The sequence below is a fragment of the Eubacterium ramulus ATCC 29099 genome (assembly GCF_000469345.1).
GTDB classification, from domain to species: domain Bacteria; phylum Bacillota; class Clostridia; order Lachnospirales; family Lachnospiraceae; genus Eubacterium_I; species Eubacterium_I ramulus.
This window is the reverse complement of sequence record NZ_KI271108.1, coordinates 173,149-192,992: the sequence shown is the minus strand read 5'-3', so window position 1 is coordinate 192,992 and position 19,844 is coordinate 173,149. Positions and strand designations below refer to the sequence as shown.

Genomic DNA, 19,844 nt, shown 5'->3' with positions numbered 1-19,844 from the left:
CAGTGACACGCCTTCTTCTTATTTAACATCATATTGATCAGGGTATCAAAACATCAAAAACTAGTTTCTCATATCCAGTGTCTTACAGATTTCCGCAATTTCTTCCGCAGACAAATCCGCATGATTCCAACAGAGTTTTTCCTCATTTCCATCATTTTTATAACGCGGGATCAGATGCATATGAAAATGGAATACTGTCTGACCAGCCACTTCACCGTTATTCTGCACGATATTGAATCCATCGCAATGCAGAATCTCTGTCATCTTTGTAGCAAGCTTTTTCGCAAGGACAAAAATATCTGCCGCATCTTCATCCGGAAGTTCATAGATGTTTGCTGCATGATTCTTCGGCAGAATCAGTGCATGTCCCTTTGTTGCCGGACTTGCATCCAGGATCACCGTAAATTTTTCATCTTCATAGATGATATTTGTCGGAATATCTTTGTTTGCCAGTTTACAAAAAATACAGTTGTCGTCTTTCATCGCAATACCTCCTGTGTCAGCATTGATTTTTCGCAGATGATATTTTCTTCTGCCTGTCTGACCTTATTCAAGCGGATATTTGCCATCCGCTTCGCTACTTGCTCATAACCGAATGCTGCTTTGCAGCTTATTCGGTTAAATTCAGTATAAAAAACTTTGTCCGAAAAGTAAAGCGGACATTCGCAATCCGCTTTCATATCTGAAAATCAACATCAGTACTGCAATATCTGATGTTTTGTTTTCCCGCAAACTGAAACAGATTCCAAAAACGAATTATTTTATACTTATTTAACTTGCGAACCACATAGGAATGAACTATTATGAATAAGTAAAAGTTTCTGTATAGATAGAACAGAAAAAAACAGAGGAGAAAAAATCTATTATGAAAAAAATAACCTCACTCATTGACATTCTTTCCGCTCGGGCCGAAAAGTCTCCGGAACGTGTCATCTACCGTTTTCTGGAATACAAAAACGGCAAATGGGAAATGCAGAATATCACCATGCGCTCCCTCTATCATAAATCTCTGGAGATTGCCTATGCCCTCCGAAAAAAAGGACTTCGTCCCGGCGACCGGGCAGTCATCTTCAGTATGCAGGACTACGGCACAACTTATGCGATTCTGGGCTGTATGATGGCCGGTGTTACGTTCACTGTCATCCCGCCGCCTCTGGATGAAGGTAAAATCGCAAGGTTTATCTCCGTATTAAAATCCTGCCAGCCGAAAGCACTGATCTCCAATTATGCACTGGAACAGGAATCCGGTGTGAGCCTTACCGGCCGATTGATCCGGGAGGCATTTACCAGTGTCATCCGGCTGAAACGCATCTATACTGACCGTCTGACACCTTACAAACGGAAAGATGTCATTGTAGATGCCACAGAAAACCGTCTGGTTTACCTGCAGTACACCTCCGGTTCCACCAGTGCACCAAGAGGTGTCCGTGTCACATGGAAAGCACTGATGAAAAATTTGGAGCAATGTCAGGCATGCTATGATTTCAATCATGGTACCTTAGGTACCTGGGTTCCGTTTTTCCACAACCTGGGACTCGTGGTTACCATCTGTATGCCAATCTGCACCACAGATGCCTGTGCATACTTCTTGTCCACCATGCAGTTTCTGGAGAACCCAAAGCTCTGGATAAAAATGCTGCATGATTTCAATCTGACCTTAACCGTCGGTCCGGGTTCTGCATTTGATGCATGTACCCGTATTTTTACGCCGGAAGAAGCGGCAAAATATCCACTGACCCAGGTCACACATTTTATGAATGGCTCTGAATTTATCAGTGCAAAAACGGTAGAGAAATTCTCCAGGATGTTCCGGCTTTCGCCAAATGCTATGGCACCTGGCTATGGTCTTGCCGAAAATGTCTGTCTGGCGACTTTTGCCAGCCAGGACTACCGCACTCTGAAACTTGATTACGAAGCCTATCAGAAAAACTGTGCCGTCCTGGTGACAGAAGAAAAAGAAGGCGAACAGGTCAAAGAGATTGTCAGTGTCGGTGCACCGGTCAAAGACCTGAACCTCGTCATTGCCAATCCGAAGACAAAGAAACCTTATCCGGATCTGCACATCGGAGAAATTTTTATCTCCGGCGACAGCGTTGCAAATGGCTACTGGGGCAACCTGAAAGAAAATGCTAACTTCCGGGTGCGTCTGGAAGGCTATGACCGCAACTTTTATAAAACCGGTGATCTTGGATTTCTGTACGAAGGTCATCTCTACATCACCGGTCGTATCAAGGAAATGTTGATCATCAACGGCCACAATATCTTTCCAAGCGATCTGCAGGCATTGATCATACAGAAAGTTCCGGCTCTGGCCACCACCGCTTTCGGATTTTTCTCCACAAACGACGGAGATAAGGAACATGTCATTGCTGTAGTAGAATCCACACCGGAAGAAGATTTCCAAAAACGGGTGGGACAGATTAATGCTGCTGTTTCCGAGCGTTTTGGATTTTCTTTCTACGATATTATATTTGTGCCAAGAAGTGCAATCCCGCGGACAGATAATGGCAAGCTGCAGATGCTGAAAGCCCGGGATCTGTATCAGCAGGGCAAACTACAGTTGCTGCACAGCAGCCATGCATACCGCACCGGAAGCGCTGAAACAACTATTATTGATAAATCCATCGACAAGGCGGATGAAATCCTGCTTCAGGTAAAATCTGTTTTCGAAAAGGTATTAAATATTGAACAGTATAATCTCACGGATTCCTTCCTGGAGCTTGGTGGAGATTCCCTGATGGGATTCGAACTGGTGAGCAAAATTGAAGAACGGTTCCATGTCAAACTGGATCTGCGGGAAGTCCTGTTGGATTCCTCTGTTTCCGGTGTGGCTAACTACGTCCGTCGGGTACTGACCGGTGGAAAAGGCACTTCAAAAGCTGTCAATCTGGAACAGGAATGTCACCTGGATCCGACAATTTCCCCATCAGGAGCCTATGAAACAGCTCCACAGGACTGCAGAAATATTCTGCTGACCGGTGCCACCGGATTTCTGGGTGCGCAGCTGATCCGTGCGATCCTGACCCAGTATCCAAAGGAGGGATTGCATCTGTACTGTCTGGTACGTGCAGATTCTGAAGAAGCCGGTCTGGAACGACTGATTAAAAATATGGAACACTACGAATGCTGGAAAGAAGAATATCGCGGCTTTCTGCATCCGGTGATCGGTGATCTCTCCACAGAGAAATTCGGACTTTCGGACGAACAGTGGCAGGAACTTGCCCAAACAATCCAGGTCATCTATCACAATGGTGCCCTCTTAAACTTCATCTTTCCGTATGAGTTTCTCAAAGAGACCAACGTCCACGGTACAGTAGAAACCCTGCGGCTTGCCTGTGCCGGACAACCGAAATACTATCACTATGTGTCCTCATATAGTGTTTACGACACACCAAACAACAAAGGAAAACGGGTCTACGAAAATGATCCGCTTAACACGGCGCGCGGTTTTTCTCTTGCTTATTCCGAGACAAAATGGGTGTCTGAGAAACTGGTCGGCATTGCGCAGAAACGTGGTCTTCACACTGTGATCTACCGTCCAGGCGATATCACGGGTGCTTCCAACGGTATCTGGGAAATGGACGATATGGTCAGCCGTATGATCGTAGGAACCATCCAGATGCAGGCAATTCCACGCACAAGCTACTGCATGCATATGACACCGGTAGATTTTGTAGCGGATGCCATCTGCTGTATCTCCCGCAAACCGGAAGCCATGGATCAGACATTCAACCTGGTAAATCCAGCACCGGTTCCAGTGAAAAAGGCCGTTTCCTATATCCGTGCCCATGGCTACCCGGTGCGCTACATTTCGTTCGGTGCATGGAAAAGCAAGCTAAAACAGGCTACCGCATCCGAAAATGCTCTGACGCTGCTGGCATGCCTGTTCGAGAGCGGCACGGATGCCAATCCAGGTGTGCTGCGCCATTTTATCGGCAAAGACACCATCTATGACTGTACGAAAGCAAACGTACTGCTCAATCAGTCTGGCATCAGCTGTCCTCCTGTGGACGAAAAGCTTTTTGGTGCTTACCTGAATTATTTTAAAAAGAATGGATGGATATAAAATATGAAAATTGGAATACCACGGGCTCTGCTCTACTATCGTTACCATGTACTCTGGAATACGTTTTTCCAGGAGCTTGGTATCGAAACTGTCATCAGCCCACATACAAATAAAACACTTATGGATGCAGGCAGCCACTACGCCATTGATGAGAACTGTCTCTCCAGCAAATTATTTTTCGGTCATGTGTCCGCATTGGAAGGAAAATGTGATGCTGTCTTTGTTCCGCGTATTGCAAATTACGGAAAAGACGGCGTCATGTGCTCCCGCTTCGAGGGACTCTATGACATGGCTGTCAATACCTTCCGGGATCATGACATCGATTTTGTCACCTGCAACGTAGACATTCAGCAGAAATGTCCGGAGGAGCAGGCTTACGTCATGCTCGGTGTTTCCCTGGGTGCCTCAGAAGCAAAAGCAAGAGAAGCCTACCAGAAATCTTATCAGGCATGGCAGGCTGCACAGAAAGCACACATTGCAGAGGAGGAAGCCAGGCTCCACGATGACCGCATCAAGATCCTCGTTGTCGGACACAGCTACAACCTTTATGACGAATACATCGGCAAACCGATCCTGAAAGGGATTGAACAGCTGGATGCAGTTCCGATCTGCTCCGATGCAGTGGATCTGAAGCAGGCACAGGAAGATTCTCTGAATATCTGCAAATCCGTACCATGGATCATGAGCCGTGAGCTGCTTGGCTCCATCGCAAAATACCACAACGATGTAGACGGCATCATCCTGCTTACTGCATTTCCATGCGGTCCGGACTCCATGATCAACGAGATGATCATCCGCCGGATCAAAGACCGACCGATTCTGAACCTGCTGCTGGACAGCCAGGACGGAAATGCCGGTATTGAAACCCGTCTGGAAAGTTTTATTGATATTATCCGTTTCCGAAAGGAGGCACGCCTGTAATGCCGGAAAAGAAATATAAACTCTGTTATCCACAGCTTGGAAACTATGACATTCCGATCCAGTATTTTGTAAATAACGGACTGCATCTGGAATATCTTGCTCCACCTGCCATGACAAAACGAACCATTGAGCTCGGTGCAAAATACAGCCCGGACTTTGTCTGTGCACCATTCAAATGTATGATGGGCTGTTATATTGAAGCACTGGAACAGGGTGCCAACGTCCTGATCCAGACCGGCGGTACCTGCCGCCTGGGTTATTATGGTGAGCTCCATGAACAGATTTTAAAAGATATGGGGTACGATTTTGAGATGTTTAATCTCACTCTATTCCGCTACAAAAATCTCATCGGAATGTTAAAAGGCATGAAACAGTTTGCCCCGAACGCATCGCTGCTCCAAATGGCTAAAGCATTGCCTGCCACCGCCAGAATGATCACTGTCATTGATAAAGTTGAGGATAACTACCGTCAAAACATGGGCTTTGAAATTAAAAAAGGTTCCTACGATAAAGTATACAACCGTTTTCTGGCTCAGCTCCGCAAAGCAAAAGGACTGAGTGATGTCAACCGTATTTACAAAAAGGCCATCGCAGATTTTGATGCCATTCCAAAAAACAAACCCGCGCATCCACTGCGTGTCGGTGTGGTAGGCGAATATTTTACTATTATGGATCCTTATTCCAATCATGAGATTGAAAAAAAACTTGCACAGATGGGTGCAGAAGTACATCGCTGGATGAACCTCTCCAACAGTGTACTGCTCTGCCCGGATAAGGGAACACTGAAAAAACTGAAGGGTTATCTCACCTATGACCTGTACAAATTTCCATCTTCCCTGTGGGTCAATATCCAGAAAAAACTTTCCAGCAAATATACAAAATTTGACATGGGAAGTTCCAGTATTTCCACCATCGCCCTGGCTGAGCATTATGCCAAAAAAGGATTTGACGGACTGGTTCATGTAAAATCCTTCGGATGTACACCGGAGATGGATGCGGTTCCCGTACTGCATAACATCAGCTCCGATTACAAAATCCCTGTGCTGTACTTAAACTATGACACGCAGACCAGTGATACCGGTATTGAAACCCGACTGGAAGCATTTTATGATATGATTGCCATGAGAAAGGAAGTTACACAATCTTGAAAAAAGCATATTTAGGAATTGACATCGGATCTATTTCCACCAAAGGTGTCATTATCGATGAAGAAAAAAATATCCTCGCCGGAATCTATCTCTGGACCGAGGGAAATCCGATGGGCGCTGCCAAAAAAGTCATTGCTGCCCTGGGAAAAAAAATTGATCAGAATGAATATCAGGTCGTTGCTGCCGGAACAACCGGAAGTGCCCGCAAACTTGTCGGTGCCATGTGTAACGCCAGCATTGTAAAAAATGAGATTACTGCACATGCAGTAGGAACCACCACCCTGCACCCGGATGTCCGCACTATCCTTGAAATCGGTGGACAGGATTCCAAAATCATCTGTGTGGAAAACGGTGTTGCCGTAGACTACGCCATGAACACCCTCTGTGCAGCCGGAACCGGTTCTTTCCTCTCCAGCCAGGCTCGCCGCCTCGGTGTGGAAGTAGAAGAATTCGGTAAGATTGCACTTAGCAGCAAAAATCCTACACCAATTGCTGCCCGTTGTACGGTATTTGCGGAGTCTGATCTGGTACACAAAATTCAGATGGGACACAAAAAAGAAGATATCATTGCCGGTCTGTGCAATGCCGTAGCAAATAATTATTTAAATAATATTGGAAAAGGTAAGAAAATACTTGCTCCAATCGTATTCCAAGGTGGAGTAAGTAAAAATGAAGGCGTAGTAAAGGCCTTTGCAGACTCTCTGGGAGAAGAAATTATCGTAGATGATAACGGACATCTGATGGGCTGCTACGGAGCAGCAATCCTTGCACTGGGATGCGGAATTGAAAAACCGTTCAGCTTTGATGTGGCAGAAATGGAATTCGTGACACGCGAAGTCGTTTGTCCGAACTGTCCGAACCACTGTGAGGTCATCTGCGTTTATCGTGATGGGGAACTCATTGATTCCTGGGGAAATCGCTGCGAACGTGGCGAGATCAAACAAGGTCAGGAGTAGGATGGCTTAAAATTTAATATGTAAATAAAAAATCAGAGAAAATTTTCTCTGATTTTTTATTTACGGCATGCAACATAACATCTATTTTTATACAATATTATATGCATGCGCGGCACGACATCGCCACTGTGTAAATAAAACAAGCTGGAATCAAAACTCCAAGGCGCAGCGCAGATAGAAAATCATTCGTGCCTGCATTGGCGTTTTGATCCAGCTTGTTTTTTAAGTATAATATAAGACTTTAAAAGTCTACACGGCCAGTATACTGATCGTTGATGACATAATAAGCTGCATCATCTTCCGGTTTCAGGTACATAGTGATCGTCTTTACTGCTACACCACCCTCTACGGAATTGAACTGTGCAATTGCACGCTCTGTTAATTCAGCCTCATCAAATTCCTTGCCAAGATACTGTAATACAATTTTCTTGGTCGGTTTTCTTGTTACTTTTCTTTTTGTCTCTGTCTTTACAGCATCTGCTTTCTCTTTTACTGTTTTCTTTGCTGCTGTGGTTTTTCTGGTAGTAGCTGTTTTTGCTTTTGCAGCAGTCTTCTTTACGGTTGCCTTTGCTGTCTCGGCAGTTTCTTTTGTTGCTTCTGTTGCTTTCTCAGCTGTTTCTTTTGCAGTCTCTTTTACTTCAGCAACTGTCTCAGTAGCTTTCTCTGTTGCTTTTTCTACAGTCTCTTTTGCAGCTTCTTCCACTTTCTCTGCGGTCTCTTTCACTGCTTCTTTTACTTCTGCAGCTTTTTCCTCTACGACAGCTTTTGCTGCCTCAATTTTCTGAGCTGCTGTATTTGTTGTCTTTACTGTATGTACACCGGATGTCTTTTTTCTTGCCATAATTCACTTTCCCCCTCTGGTTTTTCTTCCATGCGCCACCGCGGTTCAGATGAAACGCATATGAGACTTGGTTTAAGAACTATTTCTTTCTGTATCGTTTTGAATTGTACACCCATTCCCAATTTCTGTCAATGTTTTAACAAGCTATCCAGCACGACAAAGTAATTCTCAAATGTTTTCTTACAGCATCCGGGATTCAGAATTTCAATTCCATCACACCCCAGCCCCATAACTGTAAATGCCATAGCCACCCGGTGATCGTCAAAGGTCTCAATCTGGCACGGCTGTGGTTTTCCGGGATGAATGCATACCCAGTCATCTCCTTCTTCACAGGTAATTCCTGCATTTTTCAAATTCATTACGATAGCATGCAGTCGATCGCATTCCTGTCCGCGGATATGCCCAATATGTGTAATCGTCACATCCGAAGAAGCATATGGCGCGATAGCTGCCAGGGTCAATGCCTGATCCGAAAAATCATTCATATCCACTTTCAGACCTTTTAAACCATCTGATGGACCATTCAGCCGGATACCATCGTCTTCTTCTGTCAATGTGCATCCCATCTGTTCCAGTAGTTTCAGGAATTTCATATCACCCTGCATACTGCTCCAGTGCACATGATGTACTTTTGCGCTGCCGCCGGTCATAGCCGCTGCCGCATAGAAATAACACGCCCCGGATACATCCGGTTCGATCTGGTATCCGGACCGCTGATAGCCACCTGCAGCCTGCACCATATAATCACAGCCGTCAAATACTGCTTCCACGCCAAATTCTTCCATCATTCTGCGCGTGATACGGATATAGGATCCATCTGTTTTCGCGCTGGTAATATGAATTCTGATTCCGTGTGGAAACAGCGGCGCAATCAGTAAGAATGCGCTTAGAAACTGGGTACTTTCGCTGATATCCAGATTCAATACAGCCTGTTCTGACAGATTTCTGATATGCGCTCCGGCTCCGGTGATACGCACCGGCAGATGCCAGGCAGCCCCCAGCCATTCCACGGAAGCCCCCAACGAAAGCAATGCTTCAAACAATGGCTTCATCGGCCGTTTCTTCATCTGTTCAGAGGCCTGAATTACAAACGTTCCTTCTGCCACCCCCAGCATTGCTGTCAGAAAACGAGCCGCTGTACCGGCGCTTCCCACATGGATTTCTCCGGAAGTCACTGGCAGACTGCCACCATGACCCTGTACCTCTACGGCACACGCTGCTTCATCAATCTGCACTTCATAGCCCAGAGACTGAAGCGAACTCAGAAAATGTCTGGAATCATCACTGAACAGAACGCCCTGCAGCCGCACCTGCTCCCGGCAAAGTGCCGCCAGAAGCAATGCCCGGTTAGTGATGCTCTTTGAACCCGGTACGTCCGTCTCCCAGTTTACCGGTGCCGTTACTTTTTTTACCTCATAACTATCCATGCTGTTTTTCCCTATATAATCCTGTTGTTCACCACCTGCAGAGGTGGAAGTCATCTTACATCTGATATCTATTGTGTTGTATCGGACTCACCGGAACTCTCTCCGCCTGTACTGCTGCTTTCAGAACTTCCTCCGGCAGACTCTGATTTATTGGAATTCGATATAGTTCCACCGGAAATATCCTCTGTTCCCTGCGGTACATTTCCGTCAATTGTAGAATCTGTACTGCTATCCGTACTGTGACCCCCGCCGGACGGATTCGTATCTGTTGTATTCTGTGCATCATTCGGATTTGTCACAGACGTATCTGTGCTTTCTTCCGGTGCACTGCTGTCATCCTCATCGGAAATCACATTTTTATTTCCGGTTGCTTTCTTTCCTTCCAGATCAAAATCAGCCTCATCTTTTCCATCGATCATATACAGCATTGCTTCCTTCCAGATATAAGCCGGATATGTATTACCCCACAGACCTTTTACAGATTTCGGATAATCGTAACCAACCCATACAGAAATCGTATAATACGGTGTATATCCACAGAACCATGCCACATTATTATCATTTGTGGTACCTGTTTTTGCAGCTGCAGCCACATCAGATGCACTGCTCCACTTCAATCCTTTTGCCGTACCTGCACTGGAATTTAACACGCCTTCCAGAATATCTGTCATCTGATCCGATGCAGAACGGGTGTATACCGTTTTACTCTCCGGTTCCTCATAGATCTCATTGCCGCTTGCATCCAGAATAGAGGAAATACAGTCTGCCTGCCGATACTCACCATGATTTTCCAGGGTAGAATATGCATTTGCCATCTCCACCGTATTCGTTCCATGATGCAGACCACCAAGACCGGAACTGAGCGTGTAATCCTGCTGCACGATCTTTGAGAAATTCATATTTTCAATATAAGAAAGTCCGACTTTCGGTGTAATAATATTGTACAGAGAGTACGCACAACCATTCTTACTGTCTTCCACCGCATAACGGAGGCTCATTTTCTTTCCACTCATCTTACTGATTTTCTCGGAAGTGCTCTTCTTTGCAGCTTTCACGTCAATCTCTGTCAGTGTGGAATTGGCATCATAGCCCTCCTCCAGTGCCGGTGTATAGATAACCAGTGGTTTGATGGAACTTCCCGGCTGTTTAAAGCTCTGGAATCCACGGTTCAGAGAGTAGGTCTGCTGCAGTTCATCCTGGGAACGTCCGCCAATCATTGCCACGACTTTACCGGTTTCGTTGTCGATAACCGTCATTGCACCCTGGAACTGATAAATTCCGGTGCTTTCATCCACCTTCGTATTGAAAGCAAGTTCTTTATCAAAAATTTTCTGCAGATTTTTCTGTGCTTTCAGATTCATGGTCGTAGTAACTTTGTATCCGCCGGTGTATAGTTTGTGCTTTGCCTGCTTGTACATCTCGTCATAATACGCATTATAAGTATCATAATCGGCATCATCTTCAAAATGAGACTTGAACTCAAATCCATCCTGTTTCATCAGATAACGGATTGCACAGTTGATCGCATAGGTCGCCTCATAATTGTAAAAAGTATCTTCTTCGTCGCTAACCTCTGCCACTGTAATGTTCTCTGCCAGTGCCGCATCACCTGCATCCTTTGTAATATAATCACATTCGTACATATCCTGCAGGATTTTGTTCCGGCGTGAGATCGCGTTTTCGCTGTTTTTCAGCGGATTGTAGTACTCCGGGCGGTTTGGAATCGCACAGATATACGCAGTTTCCGAGAGTGACAGATCACTGACTGAACGGCCAAAATACTTCTGGGATGCATCTTCCACACCATAAATACCATTTGCGAAACAGCAGCTGTTACAGTAAAACTCCATGATCTGCTCTTTCGTATATTTCTTCGTCAGCTGTCGTGCAATAAAAATCTCCTTAATCTTACGTGACAGCGTCTTTTCATTTGACAGAAAGGTTCCACGCGCCAGCTGCTGGGTAATGGTACTTGCCCCCTCTGCTACCTGTCCTTTTGTTTTCACGTAATTGACACATACACGCAGGATTCCTTTGTAATCCACACCACTGTTATTCCAGAATGTACGGTCCTCCACTGACACAAACGCATTGACCACATCTGCCGGAATATCTTCATAGCTCAGATAAGTGGCATCTTCTGATTCTGCCAGTGCTGCTAACTGCGTACCGTCATCACTGTATATGTAGGATGTCTGTGCCAGCCGGAATGTATCCGGTGTACTGCTGTCAACCAGATTTTTTGCTTCCCGCATACAACCGATCAATGTCTGTCCGGTCGCTTTCTTCAGCATCAGATTGCCTGCGGCAAACAGTGCACAAAAAGCGATTGCAAGTATCACGATCACATTGCGCAGTCTGCGGAAAAAATCTTTTTTTCTCGCTACTTTCAGTCGTTTTTCATATTTTTCCTGCGAAACAGGATTTTTCTTCTGTTGTAATTTCACACGCTTGACATGTGAACGCACTTTTTTCTTTTTCGTTGCCATAGATAAACTCCTTTCGGGGACTTGCACTCATTGTACCATATCTATTAACAAATAGTTCTTAATTAATTGTGAATATATTCCACCGTTTTCTTACGCATCCTCACGGGTCAGTTTTTTCACCCACTTATAGCTGCGGAAATGGATAAAAGTCGGCAGTCCTTTGAATACCTGATCGGACTGGATCATAATGACTACGCCCACAACGGACCAGTGCCACCAGAATGCACTCATAAAAGACAACGGAATAACAATGGCCCATGTACTGATCATATTCATGACCATAGAAAACTTGGCATCTCCGCCACCCCGGATAATTCCCATGCTGACCGGCATCTGATAAGACATACCTACCATAATAAAACTCATAACAATAATAAGCTGATCTGCCAGCACGATTGCCGTATCATTCAGATTGTAAAACGTCAGTAACGGTTTTCGCAGGACAAACAGTGCTACGCCAAGTGCCACGCCGATAAGAAGATCGATAACAACCAGCGTGCGTGCATCGGATTTTACCCGTTTCATATCGCCACGTCCGACGGAAGCTCCTATCATAACCGCAGAGGAAGATGACATCGCCAGCACGATTACTTTCAGATACTGATAAAATGTCGTTGCCACAGAGTTTGCTGCAATGGCATCAGAAGAGAGGTGTCCCAGGATTGCTGTCTGGAATGGTACGGAAACCGCCCATAATACCTGGGAAAGCATAACCGGAATCTCTACCTTGGCGTAATCCTTCCGAAGAGCTACGTCAAATTTCATAAAATTCTCACTGAACAGCTTCAGCTTTTTATCGATTTTCAGCATGTATACAACAACAATTCCCAGTTCTACAATACGTGCTACCAGTGTTCCGATCGCTGCACCACGAATACCAAGCTCCGGTGCACCGAATCGTCCGAAGATCAGCACATAGTTGATTCCCACATTAACGATCAGGGATACGATGGAGATATAGAAAGAAATCTTTACGGTCTCCACACAGCGCAATGCTGCCATCAACACATTTGTAATAATAAACAACAGGAACGTATACTTGATGATTCCCAGATAAGCAACGCCTTCTGCAATGATCTCCGGATCATTGGTAAAAATAGAAATTACCAGATGCGGAATAAACGTACAGATCAGAATTGTAATAATTCCACAGATCAGACCCAGCTTTAATGCGATACCTGTCAGCTTGCGGATCGGCTGCATCCTTCCCTGTCCCCAGTATTGGGCACCCAGCACAACAAATCCCTCTCCGATTCCAAGAGTGATCTGCTGAACCATGAAAAAAATCTGATTTACAGTTGCCGCTCCTGATAACGCATTCTGGCTATAACTTCCAAGCATGATATTATCCGCCATATTCACGCTGTATGCCACAATATTCTGTAATGCAACGGTAATCAAAAGTGGAAACAGCGTCCGGTAAAAAGTCGGATCTTTTGTAAAAAAACTCTCTTTTATTTTCTGTTCCATTAACAATGTACTCCTTTTAACTATATTTCCCTGCCTCCTGCTTGATCAAAAGACATTATCTAACTCAGTATAGCACTTTTTTTTGCAAAAAAAAAGATAAAGCCTGTTCTGACTTTATCTTATCATTCTCTTTGTGTTTTATCTGATCCTTTATCTATTGCTCTGCTTTTTGAACCGGAATCATCCATACCACTATAAAGCGGCAATCTGCTCCTGTATATAATCATGCATATTTTCTTTTTCGATTCCTAACACAACAGAAAGTTCTCCGTACAATTCCTGCTCTGTCACCCGCAGATACCGCTCATCCAGTGCGGTTATTTTCTTGCCTGCCGCCAGCCGTTCTTCTTTTCTCTGGTTCAATGTCTTCAAAATGCTGATCCAGTCCCGTCCGCTGCATCCCTGCAATGCCTGCTTGTAACTTGCTTCCCGCTGTTTTTCATTCGGTACTTCCAGCTTTTCAATGGAAGGAATGTCGTGAATCAGACGGTTGGCTTCTTCTTTTGTCATTACCCGTCGAATCACTGCCTTTGTACTGTCCGTGGGCAGATACAACGTCTGTCCGCTGTTCTGCACCGGATGCATGATATAATACAGCCGCTTTTGATCGACACCGGGAATATCTACATGTGAAATCTCCTGTATCCTGCAGACACCTTTGCTTCCATATACGACATATTCCCCTTTTTCAAACATACACAACGCTCCTTTCTTCTGCTTCATTTGACAACTATTATATAAAGTATACCACATCCCACCACAAAAAGTCAGTAAATTTGGTATTCATTTAATAATTTTGTGACTTTTCGCAAAAATACGTCGATTTGTTTTTGTGTATTTTTTACAGTTGCAAGAAAGTGTGCTATCACACACTTACGCGAATAAAATCATCAATAGCACAGCTTTCTTGCCCGCGCCGAGCACGCTTGCGAAGCAATAATTTCTTCTCGTGCGAGTGCGCATCATTTGCACGAAGTGCTTTTGTTTGATAGGAAATTCATCATAATTTCCTATCAAATAAAAAAGCCATCTCCGGGAATTACTCCCTGGAAATGACTTTTGTAAAGCGTTCAGACTGACTGCCCCCATTTTGCTCTGTACCTTCAGCCTGCTCTTATTTTTCTTCCTCTTTCTTCGGTGTATGATGCATATCACGAATCGGAATATTCGCATACAACGCCGGAACGGTTCCATTTCCTGTATCAGATTCTGTCTGGGTAATCTGGATATCCAGTCCTTCTGCATCAATCTCCATATACTTGGAAATCACTTTGATGATATCATTTTTGATCAGTTCCATCACATCCGGGGAACAGTTCGCCCGATCTGATACAAGTAATAATTTCAGGCGGTCTTTCGCTACATCCCCGGAACTTTTTCTTTTGAAAAAATCCATAAATCCCATGGTAAAAGCCCTCCCTAATTTTTCTTAAATAAGTTTTTGAGTTTATCAAATACGGTCTGCTTCTCTTCAAGATTCAAAAATTCTACTGTCTCACCAAGGATTCGTTTGCAGATATTGGAATAAGCCTGTCCTGCCAGACAATCTGTTCCTACCAACGGTTCACCCTGGTTTGTTGCAATAACGATATGCTCATCATCCGGAACTGCACCAAGCAGTGGAATCGCAAGAATATCACATACATCTTCCACGGACATCATGTCACCGCGTTTCACCATATCCATGCGAAGACGGTTAACGATCAGCTCTGTCTTTTTTACTTCATTTGCTTCCAGAAGTCCTATGATACGATCTGCATCGCGGATTGCGGATACCTCCGGTGTGGTAACAACGATGGCACGGTCAGCACCTGCGATCGCATTTTTGAATCCCTGCTCAATACCTGCCGGGCAATCCAGAAGGATATAATCAAACTCTTCTCTGAGTTCATCGGTCAGTTTCTTCATCTGCTCCGGAGAAACAGATGTCTTGTCTCTTGTCTGTGCAGACGGCAACAAATATAATTCCGGATATTTTTTATCTTTGATCAGTGCCTGTTTGATCTTGCAGTTTCCTTCCACAACATCTACCAGATTGTATACGATACGGTTCTCCAGTCCCATAACCACGTCCAGGTTACGAAGTCCGATATCCGTATCGATCAGTACGACTTTTTTGTTCAGCTGGGCAAGTCCTGTACCCACGTTTGCGGTAGTCGTTGTCTTACCAACTCCACCTTTTCCTGATGTAATAACAATTACTTCACTCATTGCATCCAGTCCTCCATCATTTTTACTTGTTCAAGAATGCTTCGCATTTTTACGGCTCCTTGCCAGCTGGCAGGAATCATCTCTCATCTTGTATAATCATTCAAACTTCCACGTGTGACCGGCTCTATGTAAATATTGCCGCCCTTTGCCACTGCGATCTGTGCTTCAGGTGTCACCGGAGTTTTCTCTTTTCGGCGCAGTCTGCGTGGTTTCATCTTCTTGTGATCCGGACTCTTTGCCAGAATATCACCAATCTGAATCTGGATCGGATCCATCTCAAGAGCCACGATAAAACAGTTGCTGTCGCCGGCTGCTCCTGCATAAGCATTACCTTTCAAAGCTCCGAGCACCACGATATTGCCCTGTGAGATAATTTTTGCTCCCGGATTGACATCACCGACGATGACGACGCTGGATACACTCTCCAACACCTGTCCGGAACGCAGAGTACCGCGATAAAACTCGCCTTCCCGGCCGGACACGGAATCATAGTAAGCATCAATCTGCTGCTTTACCAGATCCGCATGGGATTCATCATTATCCACAATACAGATGATCGATATACTTGTATTCTCTGTAATAGTCTCTATAATCTGGTACTCTTCCTCCTGTGTCAGCTCACGTCCTTCAAAAGAAATCGCCATTTTTGCATCTTTGAAAAACTTCTCAGATTCCAGAAATTTCTCCTTTATGGCAACCAGCAGTTCCCGAAAAGGCATTGTTTTGTCCAGAACCAGATTAATTCCATATTTGTTACTTTTTATGACTACTGCTTGTGACATGTATTTCCTCCAAATTTATAGAAATGGCTTTTTGATACACCATTATTTAATTATACCGAATCTGGATAAATATGCAATGCTTTTTGTCAGAATCCACTGATAAAAACTGCATTTTCCGGATATTCTATCCACAGCAGATCTTTCTGTTTCCCTGATTCCGGAAACAAAAAGTTTCTGTTCTATAACAAAATCTGCCATAACCATTTCCAAGGAGTTTTTATGTATTATACACTGCATGCTCGCCTGAAAAAAACAGAACCAGATTACATTCAGACGGATCCTGTTCAACACGATTCTGACCAGACAAATTCCGGCCAGACGAATCCCGCCTCTTCTGCTTCGACTTTAAATAATCCCATTTGTATAGAAAACGTACTGACTTTATCTCCCGCACAATGGGAGAAGCAAAAAGTCTCTCTGCGTTTTCCACCCTACGCCGGTCTGGAAAATACCATCATTCGAAGCTGTAAGGCAGAGATCTATCCCCGCTATATCTCCGGAAGTCTGTGTATCCCTGACCGGAAACGGCTGCTGGAAACATCATTTTGTTTTACGTTTTATATCAATGAATCCAGCATTGTATTTGTATCGGAGGATTCCGTGCCTGACCGCATCATTGAGACAATGATCCGTCGTTATGAAAGTCAGGACATGTCACCGGAATTATTCTTATATGGTTTTTTTTCGGAATTTCTGACGGATGATATGGAACTTTTAGAATCCTATGAACGCAAATTATTTTTGTTGGAAGAAAATGCCATGCGGGGCAACATTCATGACCTGATGCCCCGGTTATTAAAAAATAAGCGGGAACTGACCCGACTGCGCAATTATTTTGAACAGATTGATGATATGGCCGGACAGCTGCAGGGCAACGTCCGGAACTATTTTGATCCGGAACGGCTGCAGCTGCTTCAGCTCATCGGTGACCGGGCCTGCCGTCTCCAGCAGGTGGCACAACAGTCCATCGATTACTGCCAGACCCTGCGGGATTTTGAACAGGCGCAATCCGACCACAAGCAGAATAAAACCATGCAGCTGATGACGGTTCTGACTTCCGTCTTCTTTCCGCTCACCGTCATCACCGGCTGGTACGGTATGAATTTTTCACACATGCCGGAGCTGGATGCCCGTTTTGGTTATCCGCTGATCATCGCCATCAGTCTCTGCGTGATTGCCATAGAGTTCTGGATTTTGAAAAAACGTAAGATTATATAACGTCGCTTTTCACATACGCTTAACCGGAAAACTCACCCTGGAATATTGTTGATAATCAACACGATACCAGACAGAATCAACAGAATGATCACAATCTTCTTAATGATTTTTTCATTCAGAACCGAACTGCTCTTCATGCCAAGAAATACTGCTGCCAGCATAAATGGAATCAGGATCACGACCTGCTTGAGCACGGAAAGTGTCAGGATTCCAGTCGCCACATATAAAATAATGCGGATCGTATTTTCCACCACAAATACCACACAGATATTTGCCTTGAATTCATGACTGTTTTCTGCCACTCTGCTCACATAAGCTGCCAGCAGTGCACCTACCCCATACAGCCCGCAGAGCAGGCCGGAAATAATTCCGATCAATACCAGCACAAGTTTAGAACCACCGGGCTTTCTGTTGCTGCTTTCTCTGTTACTTTTCATTTCCCGAAACAGCATTTCCACGCCAATGACAATGACCGCAATGCCAAAAATTACTTTCAACAGCCCCGCATCCGTATGTTTCAGCAAAAAGATTCCCGGAATGCTACCTGCCACAACCAAAGCAGTCAGTGGAAGCCAGATTTTCCAGTTCAGAGATTTTCGCTCTTTCCAGACTAAAATAATATTACTTGGATATCCCAGCACAACTTCCAGCGGTGAAATGTTGATATTGTTTGCCGTGTAGCTGAGAATCCCGTTAAAAATCAAGGTGTTTGCAAAGCCGCATAACCCCTTGATAAAAAATGCAACCAGTGTTGCAATGATAAACCAGATCATAAAATTTCTTCTCCTTATTTACACGATGTACTTAGCATACATGGCTTTTCAGGAAGTTTCACACCTTACATTTACGTTCTAAAAGCCGTACAGGAAACGCGCCACTCCATCATTTTTGCAACAATCACAAACGATATCCGCAGCCGCCTTACAATTTTCTGTGGCATTTTCCATAGCCACACCAAGTCCTGCAAACTCCAGCATCTCCGCATCATTGTCCCCATCTCCAAAAGCAACGGTTTCCTCTGGCGTAATGTCAAGCAGCTTCAACACATAAGCTAGACCAGTTGCTTTTCCGGAATTTTTATGTGAGATCTCCAGACGATAGGATACCGCCGATGTCGTGTATACCGATTTGGTAACGAGGGGAATCTGTTCTTCAATTTTTTGATATAGCGCTGTATCCGCAGCCACAATATCCAGACTGTCCAGTTCTTCTTCATGCTCTGAGAGAAACGCAATGATGTCATCCACCGGTTTTCGTGTGGACTGCACATATGCCACATTCCGCTCCGGCACACCGAAAGCCTCCGGATGTTCCACATACTCTCTGCCACCATAAGCCACACCGTCCACAAAGGCTTCATATGTAATCTGTCCATTATGAAAATAATGTGCAAACGCATCCAAAATGCTATGTAAATCTGCGTATTCAATGGCAACTCCGTGAATCCGCTCTCCTGTTTTCTTATTGTAAATCGCAGCTCCATTGGAAGTCACCGCGTATGAAATGCCCTTGATCTGACCGATGCTTTCCGGAAATGTCGCAAACGCACGACCGCTCACCGGTACAATTTCTATCCCTTCTGCAATAGCCTGCTCGATCACTGTCCGTGTGGCATCTGACATGGTTCCATCAGAATTGATCACCGTATGATCCAGGTCAAAGGCAATGCATTTTATATTTTTTCCTGCTAAGTTCATTGTATTATCCTGCTTCTTTCTACTTACTGTTAGTCATTCTATTTTTTTGAATCAGACAATGTTTTTTATAAAAGGAAATCCCATAACACAAAATCTGATCATAATCATCTTCGTATTCCCACAATTCTAAATTAACTATATCTAGCAGTATACCCCATTTGGAAAATCTACGTCAATATCCTGTCATTTACAAGCATCAATTTATCTACCACAAAAAATTTGTAACACTGTTTTTATCATTCTTTTGCGGCTAAACGGTATGTTTACAAAAAGAGAGCAGGCTATTTTGTTCCGGCGGCTAATAATCGCCTGCCAGAAAAAAAATAGCCTGCTCTCTTCATTTACGTTTACGACATTGTCAATGATGCCGCTAAAAAACTTGTCGTAATAGTATCGTACTGAATACGACATTCAGTGTTTCCAGTACAGCTAAAATTTTGAAAAATATTATGGTAATAACGGTAGCACTGATTTATTCACTCTTTCAAATATTAGCTATTCATACATCGACACTGCGTGCGCAACAAAAAGTCGAATTATTGTTAGATTATATGCGCGCGTGGCACGCGGTGCCATCAAGTAAATAGGGCAAATCTGAAAGCAAAATCCAAGACAAGA

16 protein-coding genes are annotated in these 19,844 nt (G+C 44.3%); 5 read left to right on the top strand and 11 right to left on the bottom strand.

The annotated features are described in order from the left end of the window. Window positions 1-60 precede the first annotated feature (60 nt). The gene (locus HMPREF0373_RS05565; protein WP_021738660.1) at window positions 61-483 is read right to left on the bottom strand and encodes an HIT family protein; all 423 of its coding nucleotides are present in this window, start codon (window positions 481-483) and stop codon (window positions 61-63) included. Between the two features lie 382 nt (window positions 484-865). On the opposite strand from HMPREF0373_RS05565, the gene HMPREF0373_RS05555 reads away from it, so the two are divergent. Genes HMPREF0373_RS05555 through HMPREF0373_RS05540 form a run of 4 tightly spaced genes read left to right on the top strand, consistent with a single transcriptional unit; the run spans window position 866 to window position 7,091 of the window. Then, on the top strand, window positions 866-4,066 hold the full coding sequence (locus HMPREF0373_RS05555) for a thioester reductase domain-containing protein (protein ID WP_021738658.1): 3,201 nt from the start codon (window positions 866-868) through the stop codon (window positions 4,064-4,066). Window positions 4,067-4,069: 3 nt separating this feature from the next. After that, window positions 4,070-4,987 carry an acyl-CoA dehydratase activase-related protein gene (locus HMPREF0373_RS05550; RefSeq protein WP_021738657.1) on the top strand — a complete coding sequence of 306 codons (918 nt, stop codon included), beginning with the start codon at window positions 4,070-4,072 and terminating at the stop codon, window positions 4,985-4,987. Next, window positions 4,987-6,135, top strand: a complete 1,149-nt coding sequence (locus HMPREF0373_RS05545) for a 2-hydroxyacyl-CoA dehydratase (RefSeq protein WP_021738656.1) — start codon at window positions 4,987-4,989, stop codon at window positions 6,133-6,135. Before HMPREF0373_RS05550 ends, HMPREF0373_RS05545 begins: the two co-directional genes overlap by 1 nt. After that, a complete protein-coding gene (locus tag HMPREF0373_RS05540; protein WP_021738655.1) occupies window positions 6,132-7,091 on the top strand; it encodes an acyl-CoA dehydratase activase in 960 nt (319 codons plus the stop codon). Before HMPREF0373_RS05545 ends, HMPREF0373_RS05540 begins: the two co-directional genes overlap by 4 nt. Before the next feature lie 241 nt (window positions 7,092-7,332). Here the strand turns inward: HMPREF0373_RS05540 and HMPREF0373_RS15995 are convergent, their stop codons facing one another. The 8 genes from HMPREF0373_RS15995 to HMPREF0373_RS05490 form a co-directional block, all read right to left on the bottom strand. Beyond that, window positions 7,333-7,932, bottom strand: a complete 600-nt coding sequence (locus HMPREF0373_RS15995) for a DUF6465 family protein (RefSeq protein WP_021738654.1) — start codon at window positions 7,930-7,932, stop codon at window positions 7,333-7,335. A gap of 128 nt (window positions 7,933-8,060) precedes the next feature. Next, entirely contained in the window at window positions 8,061-9,359 is a 1,299-nt protein-coding gene (gene aroA, locus HMPREF0373_RS05525; protein ID WP_044963109.1) for a 3-phosphoshikimate 1-carboxyvinyltransferase, read from the bottom strand. Between the two features lie 68 nt (window positions 9,360-9,427). Continuing rightward, the gene (locus HMPREF0373_RS05520) at window positions 9,428-11,848 is read right to left on the bottom strand and encodes a transglycosylase domain-containing protein (RefSeq protein ID WP_021738652.1); all 2,421 of its coding nucleotides are present in this window, start codon (window positions 11,846-11,848) and stop codon (window positions 9,428-9,430) included. Window positions 11,849-11,938: 90 nt separating this feature from the next. Beyond that, window positions 11,939-13,318 carry an MATE family efflux transporter gene (locus HMPREF0373_RS05515; protein WP_021738651.1) on the bottom strand — a complete coding sequence of 460 codons (1,380 nt, stop codon included), beginning with the start codon at window positions 13,316-13,318 and terminating at the stop codon, window positions 11,939-11,941. 192 nt (window positions 13,319-13,510) lie between these two features. Next, window positions 13,511-14,014 (bottom strand): CarD family transcriptional regulator, encoded by a 504-nt coding sequence (locus HMPREF0373_RS05510; protein WP_044963015.1) that lies wholly within the window; start codon window positions 14,012-14,014, stop codon window positions 13,511-13,513. Window positions 14,015-14,432: 418 nt separating this feature from the next. Next, the gene (minE, locus tag HMPREF0373_RS05500) at window positions 14,433-14,723 is read right to left on the bottom strand and encodes a cell division topological specificity factor MinE (RefSeq protein ID WP_021738648.1); all 291 of its coding nucleotides are present in this window, start codon (window positions 14,721-14,723) and stop codon (window positions 14,433-14,435) included. A 14-nt stretch (window positions 14,724-14,737) separates the two neighbouring features. Continuing rightward, on the bottom strand, window positions 14,738-15,529 hold the full coding sequence (gene minD / locus HMPREF0373_RS05495; protein WP_021738647.1) for a septum site-determining protein MinD: 792 nt from the start codon (window positions 15,527-15,529) through the stop codon (window positions 14,738-14,740). Between the two features lie 83 nt (window positions 15,530-15,612). After that, window positions 15,613-16,311, bottom strand: coding sequence for a septum site-determining protein MinC (locus tag HMPREF0373_RS05490; protein ID WP_021738646.1), 699 nt, complete (start codon window positions 16,309-16,311; stop codon window positions 15,613-15,615). A 219-nt stretch (window positions 16,312-16,530) separates the two neighbouring features. Here HMPREF0373_RS05490 and HMPREF0373_RS05485 point away from each other — a divergent pair, with 219 nt between their 5' ends. Further along, entirely contained in the window at window positions 16,531-17,529 is a 999-nt protein-coding gene (locus HMPREF0373_RS05485; RefSeq protein WP_021738644.1) for a magnesium transporter CorA family protein, read from the top strand. 32 nt (window positions 17,530-17,561) lie between these two features. On the opposite strand, the gene HMPREF0373_RS05480 is transcribed toward HMPREF0373_RS05485, so the two are convergent. Beyond that, window positions 17,562-18,302 (bottom strand): sulfite exporter TauE/SafE family protein, encoded by a 741-nt coding sequence (locus HMPREF0373_RS05480; RefSeq protein ID WP_021738643.1) that lies wholly within the window; start codon window positions 18,300-18,302, stop codon window positions 17,562-17,564. Window positions 18,303-18,380: 78 nt separating this feature from the next. Next, on the bottom strand, window positions 18,381-19,226 hold the full coding sequence (locus HMPREF0373_RS05475; RefSeq protein ID WP_021738642.1) for a Cof-type HAD-IIB family hydrolase: 846 nt from the start codon (window positions 19,224-19,226) through the stop codon (window positions 18,381-18,383). Window positions 19,227-19,844 lie beyond the last annotated feature (618 nt).

Excerpts from the sequence above, each read along its gene's own strand:
- HMPREF0373_RS05565 (WP_021738660.1), bottom strand. The coding sequence starts at position 483 with ATGAAAGACGACAACTGTATTTTTTGTAAACTGGCAAACAAAGATATT.
- HMPREF0373_RS05555 (WP_021738658.1), top strand. The coding sequence starts at position 866 with ATGAAAAAAATAACCTCACTCATTGACATTCTTTCCGCTCGGGCCGAA.
- HMPREF0373_RS05550 (WP_021738657.1), top strand. The coding sequence starts at position 4,070 with ATGAAAATTGGAATACCACGGGCTCTGCTCTACTATCGTTACCATGTA.
- HMPREF0373_RS05545 (WP_021738656.1), top strand. The coding sequence starts at position 4,987 with ATGCCGGAAAAGAAATATAAACTCTGTTATCCACAGCTTGGAAACTAT.
- HMPREF0373_RS15995 (WP_021738654.1), bottom strand. The coding sequence starts at position 7,932 with ATGGCAAGAAAAAAGACATCCGGTGTACATACAGTAAAGACAACAAAT.
- aroA (WP_044963109.1), bottom strand. The coding sequence starts at position 9,359 with ATGGATAGTTATGAGGTAAAAAAAGTAACGGCACCGGTAAACTGGGAG.
- HMPREF0373_RS05520 (WP_021738652.1), bottom strand. The coding sequence starts at position 11,848 with ATGGCAACGAAAAAGAAAAAAGTGCGTTCACATGTCAAGCGTGTGAAA.
- HMPREF0373_RS05515 (WP_021738651.1), bottom strand. The coding sequence starts at position 13,318 with ATGGAACAGAAAATAAAAGAGAGTTTTTTTACAAAAGATCCGACTTTT.
- HMPREF0373_RS05510 (WP_044963015.1), bottom strand. The coding sequence starts at position 14,014 with ATGTTTGAAAAAGGGGAATATGTCGTATATGGAAGCAAAGGTGTCTGC.
- minE (WP_021738648.1), bottom strand. The coding sequence starts at position 14,723 with ATGGGATTTATGGATTTTTTCAAAAGAAAAAGTTCCGGGGATGTAGCG.
- minD (WP_021738647.1), bottom strand. The coding sequence starts at position 15,529 with ATGAGTGAAGTAATTGTTATTACATCAGGAAAAGGTGGAGTTGGTAAG.
- HMPREF0373_RS05490 (WP_021738646.1), bottom strand. The coding sequence starts at position 16,311 with ATGTCACAAGCAGTAGTCATAAAAAGTAACAAATATGGAATTAATCTG.
- HMPREF0373_RS05485 (WP_021738644.1), top strand. The coding sequence starts at position 16,531 with ATGTATTATACACTGCATGCTCGCCTGAAAAAAACAGAACCAGATTAC.
- HMPREF0373_RS05480 (WP_021738643.1), bottom strand. The coding sequence starts at position 18,302 with ATGATCTGGTTTATCATTGCAACACTGGTTGCATTTTTTATCAAGGGG.
- HMPREF0373_RS05475 (WP_021738642.1), bottom strand. The coding sequence starts at position 19,226 with ATGAACTTAGCAGGAAAAAATATAAAATGCATTGCCTTTGACCTGGAT.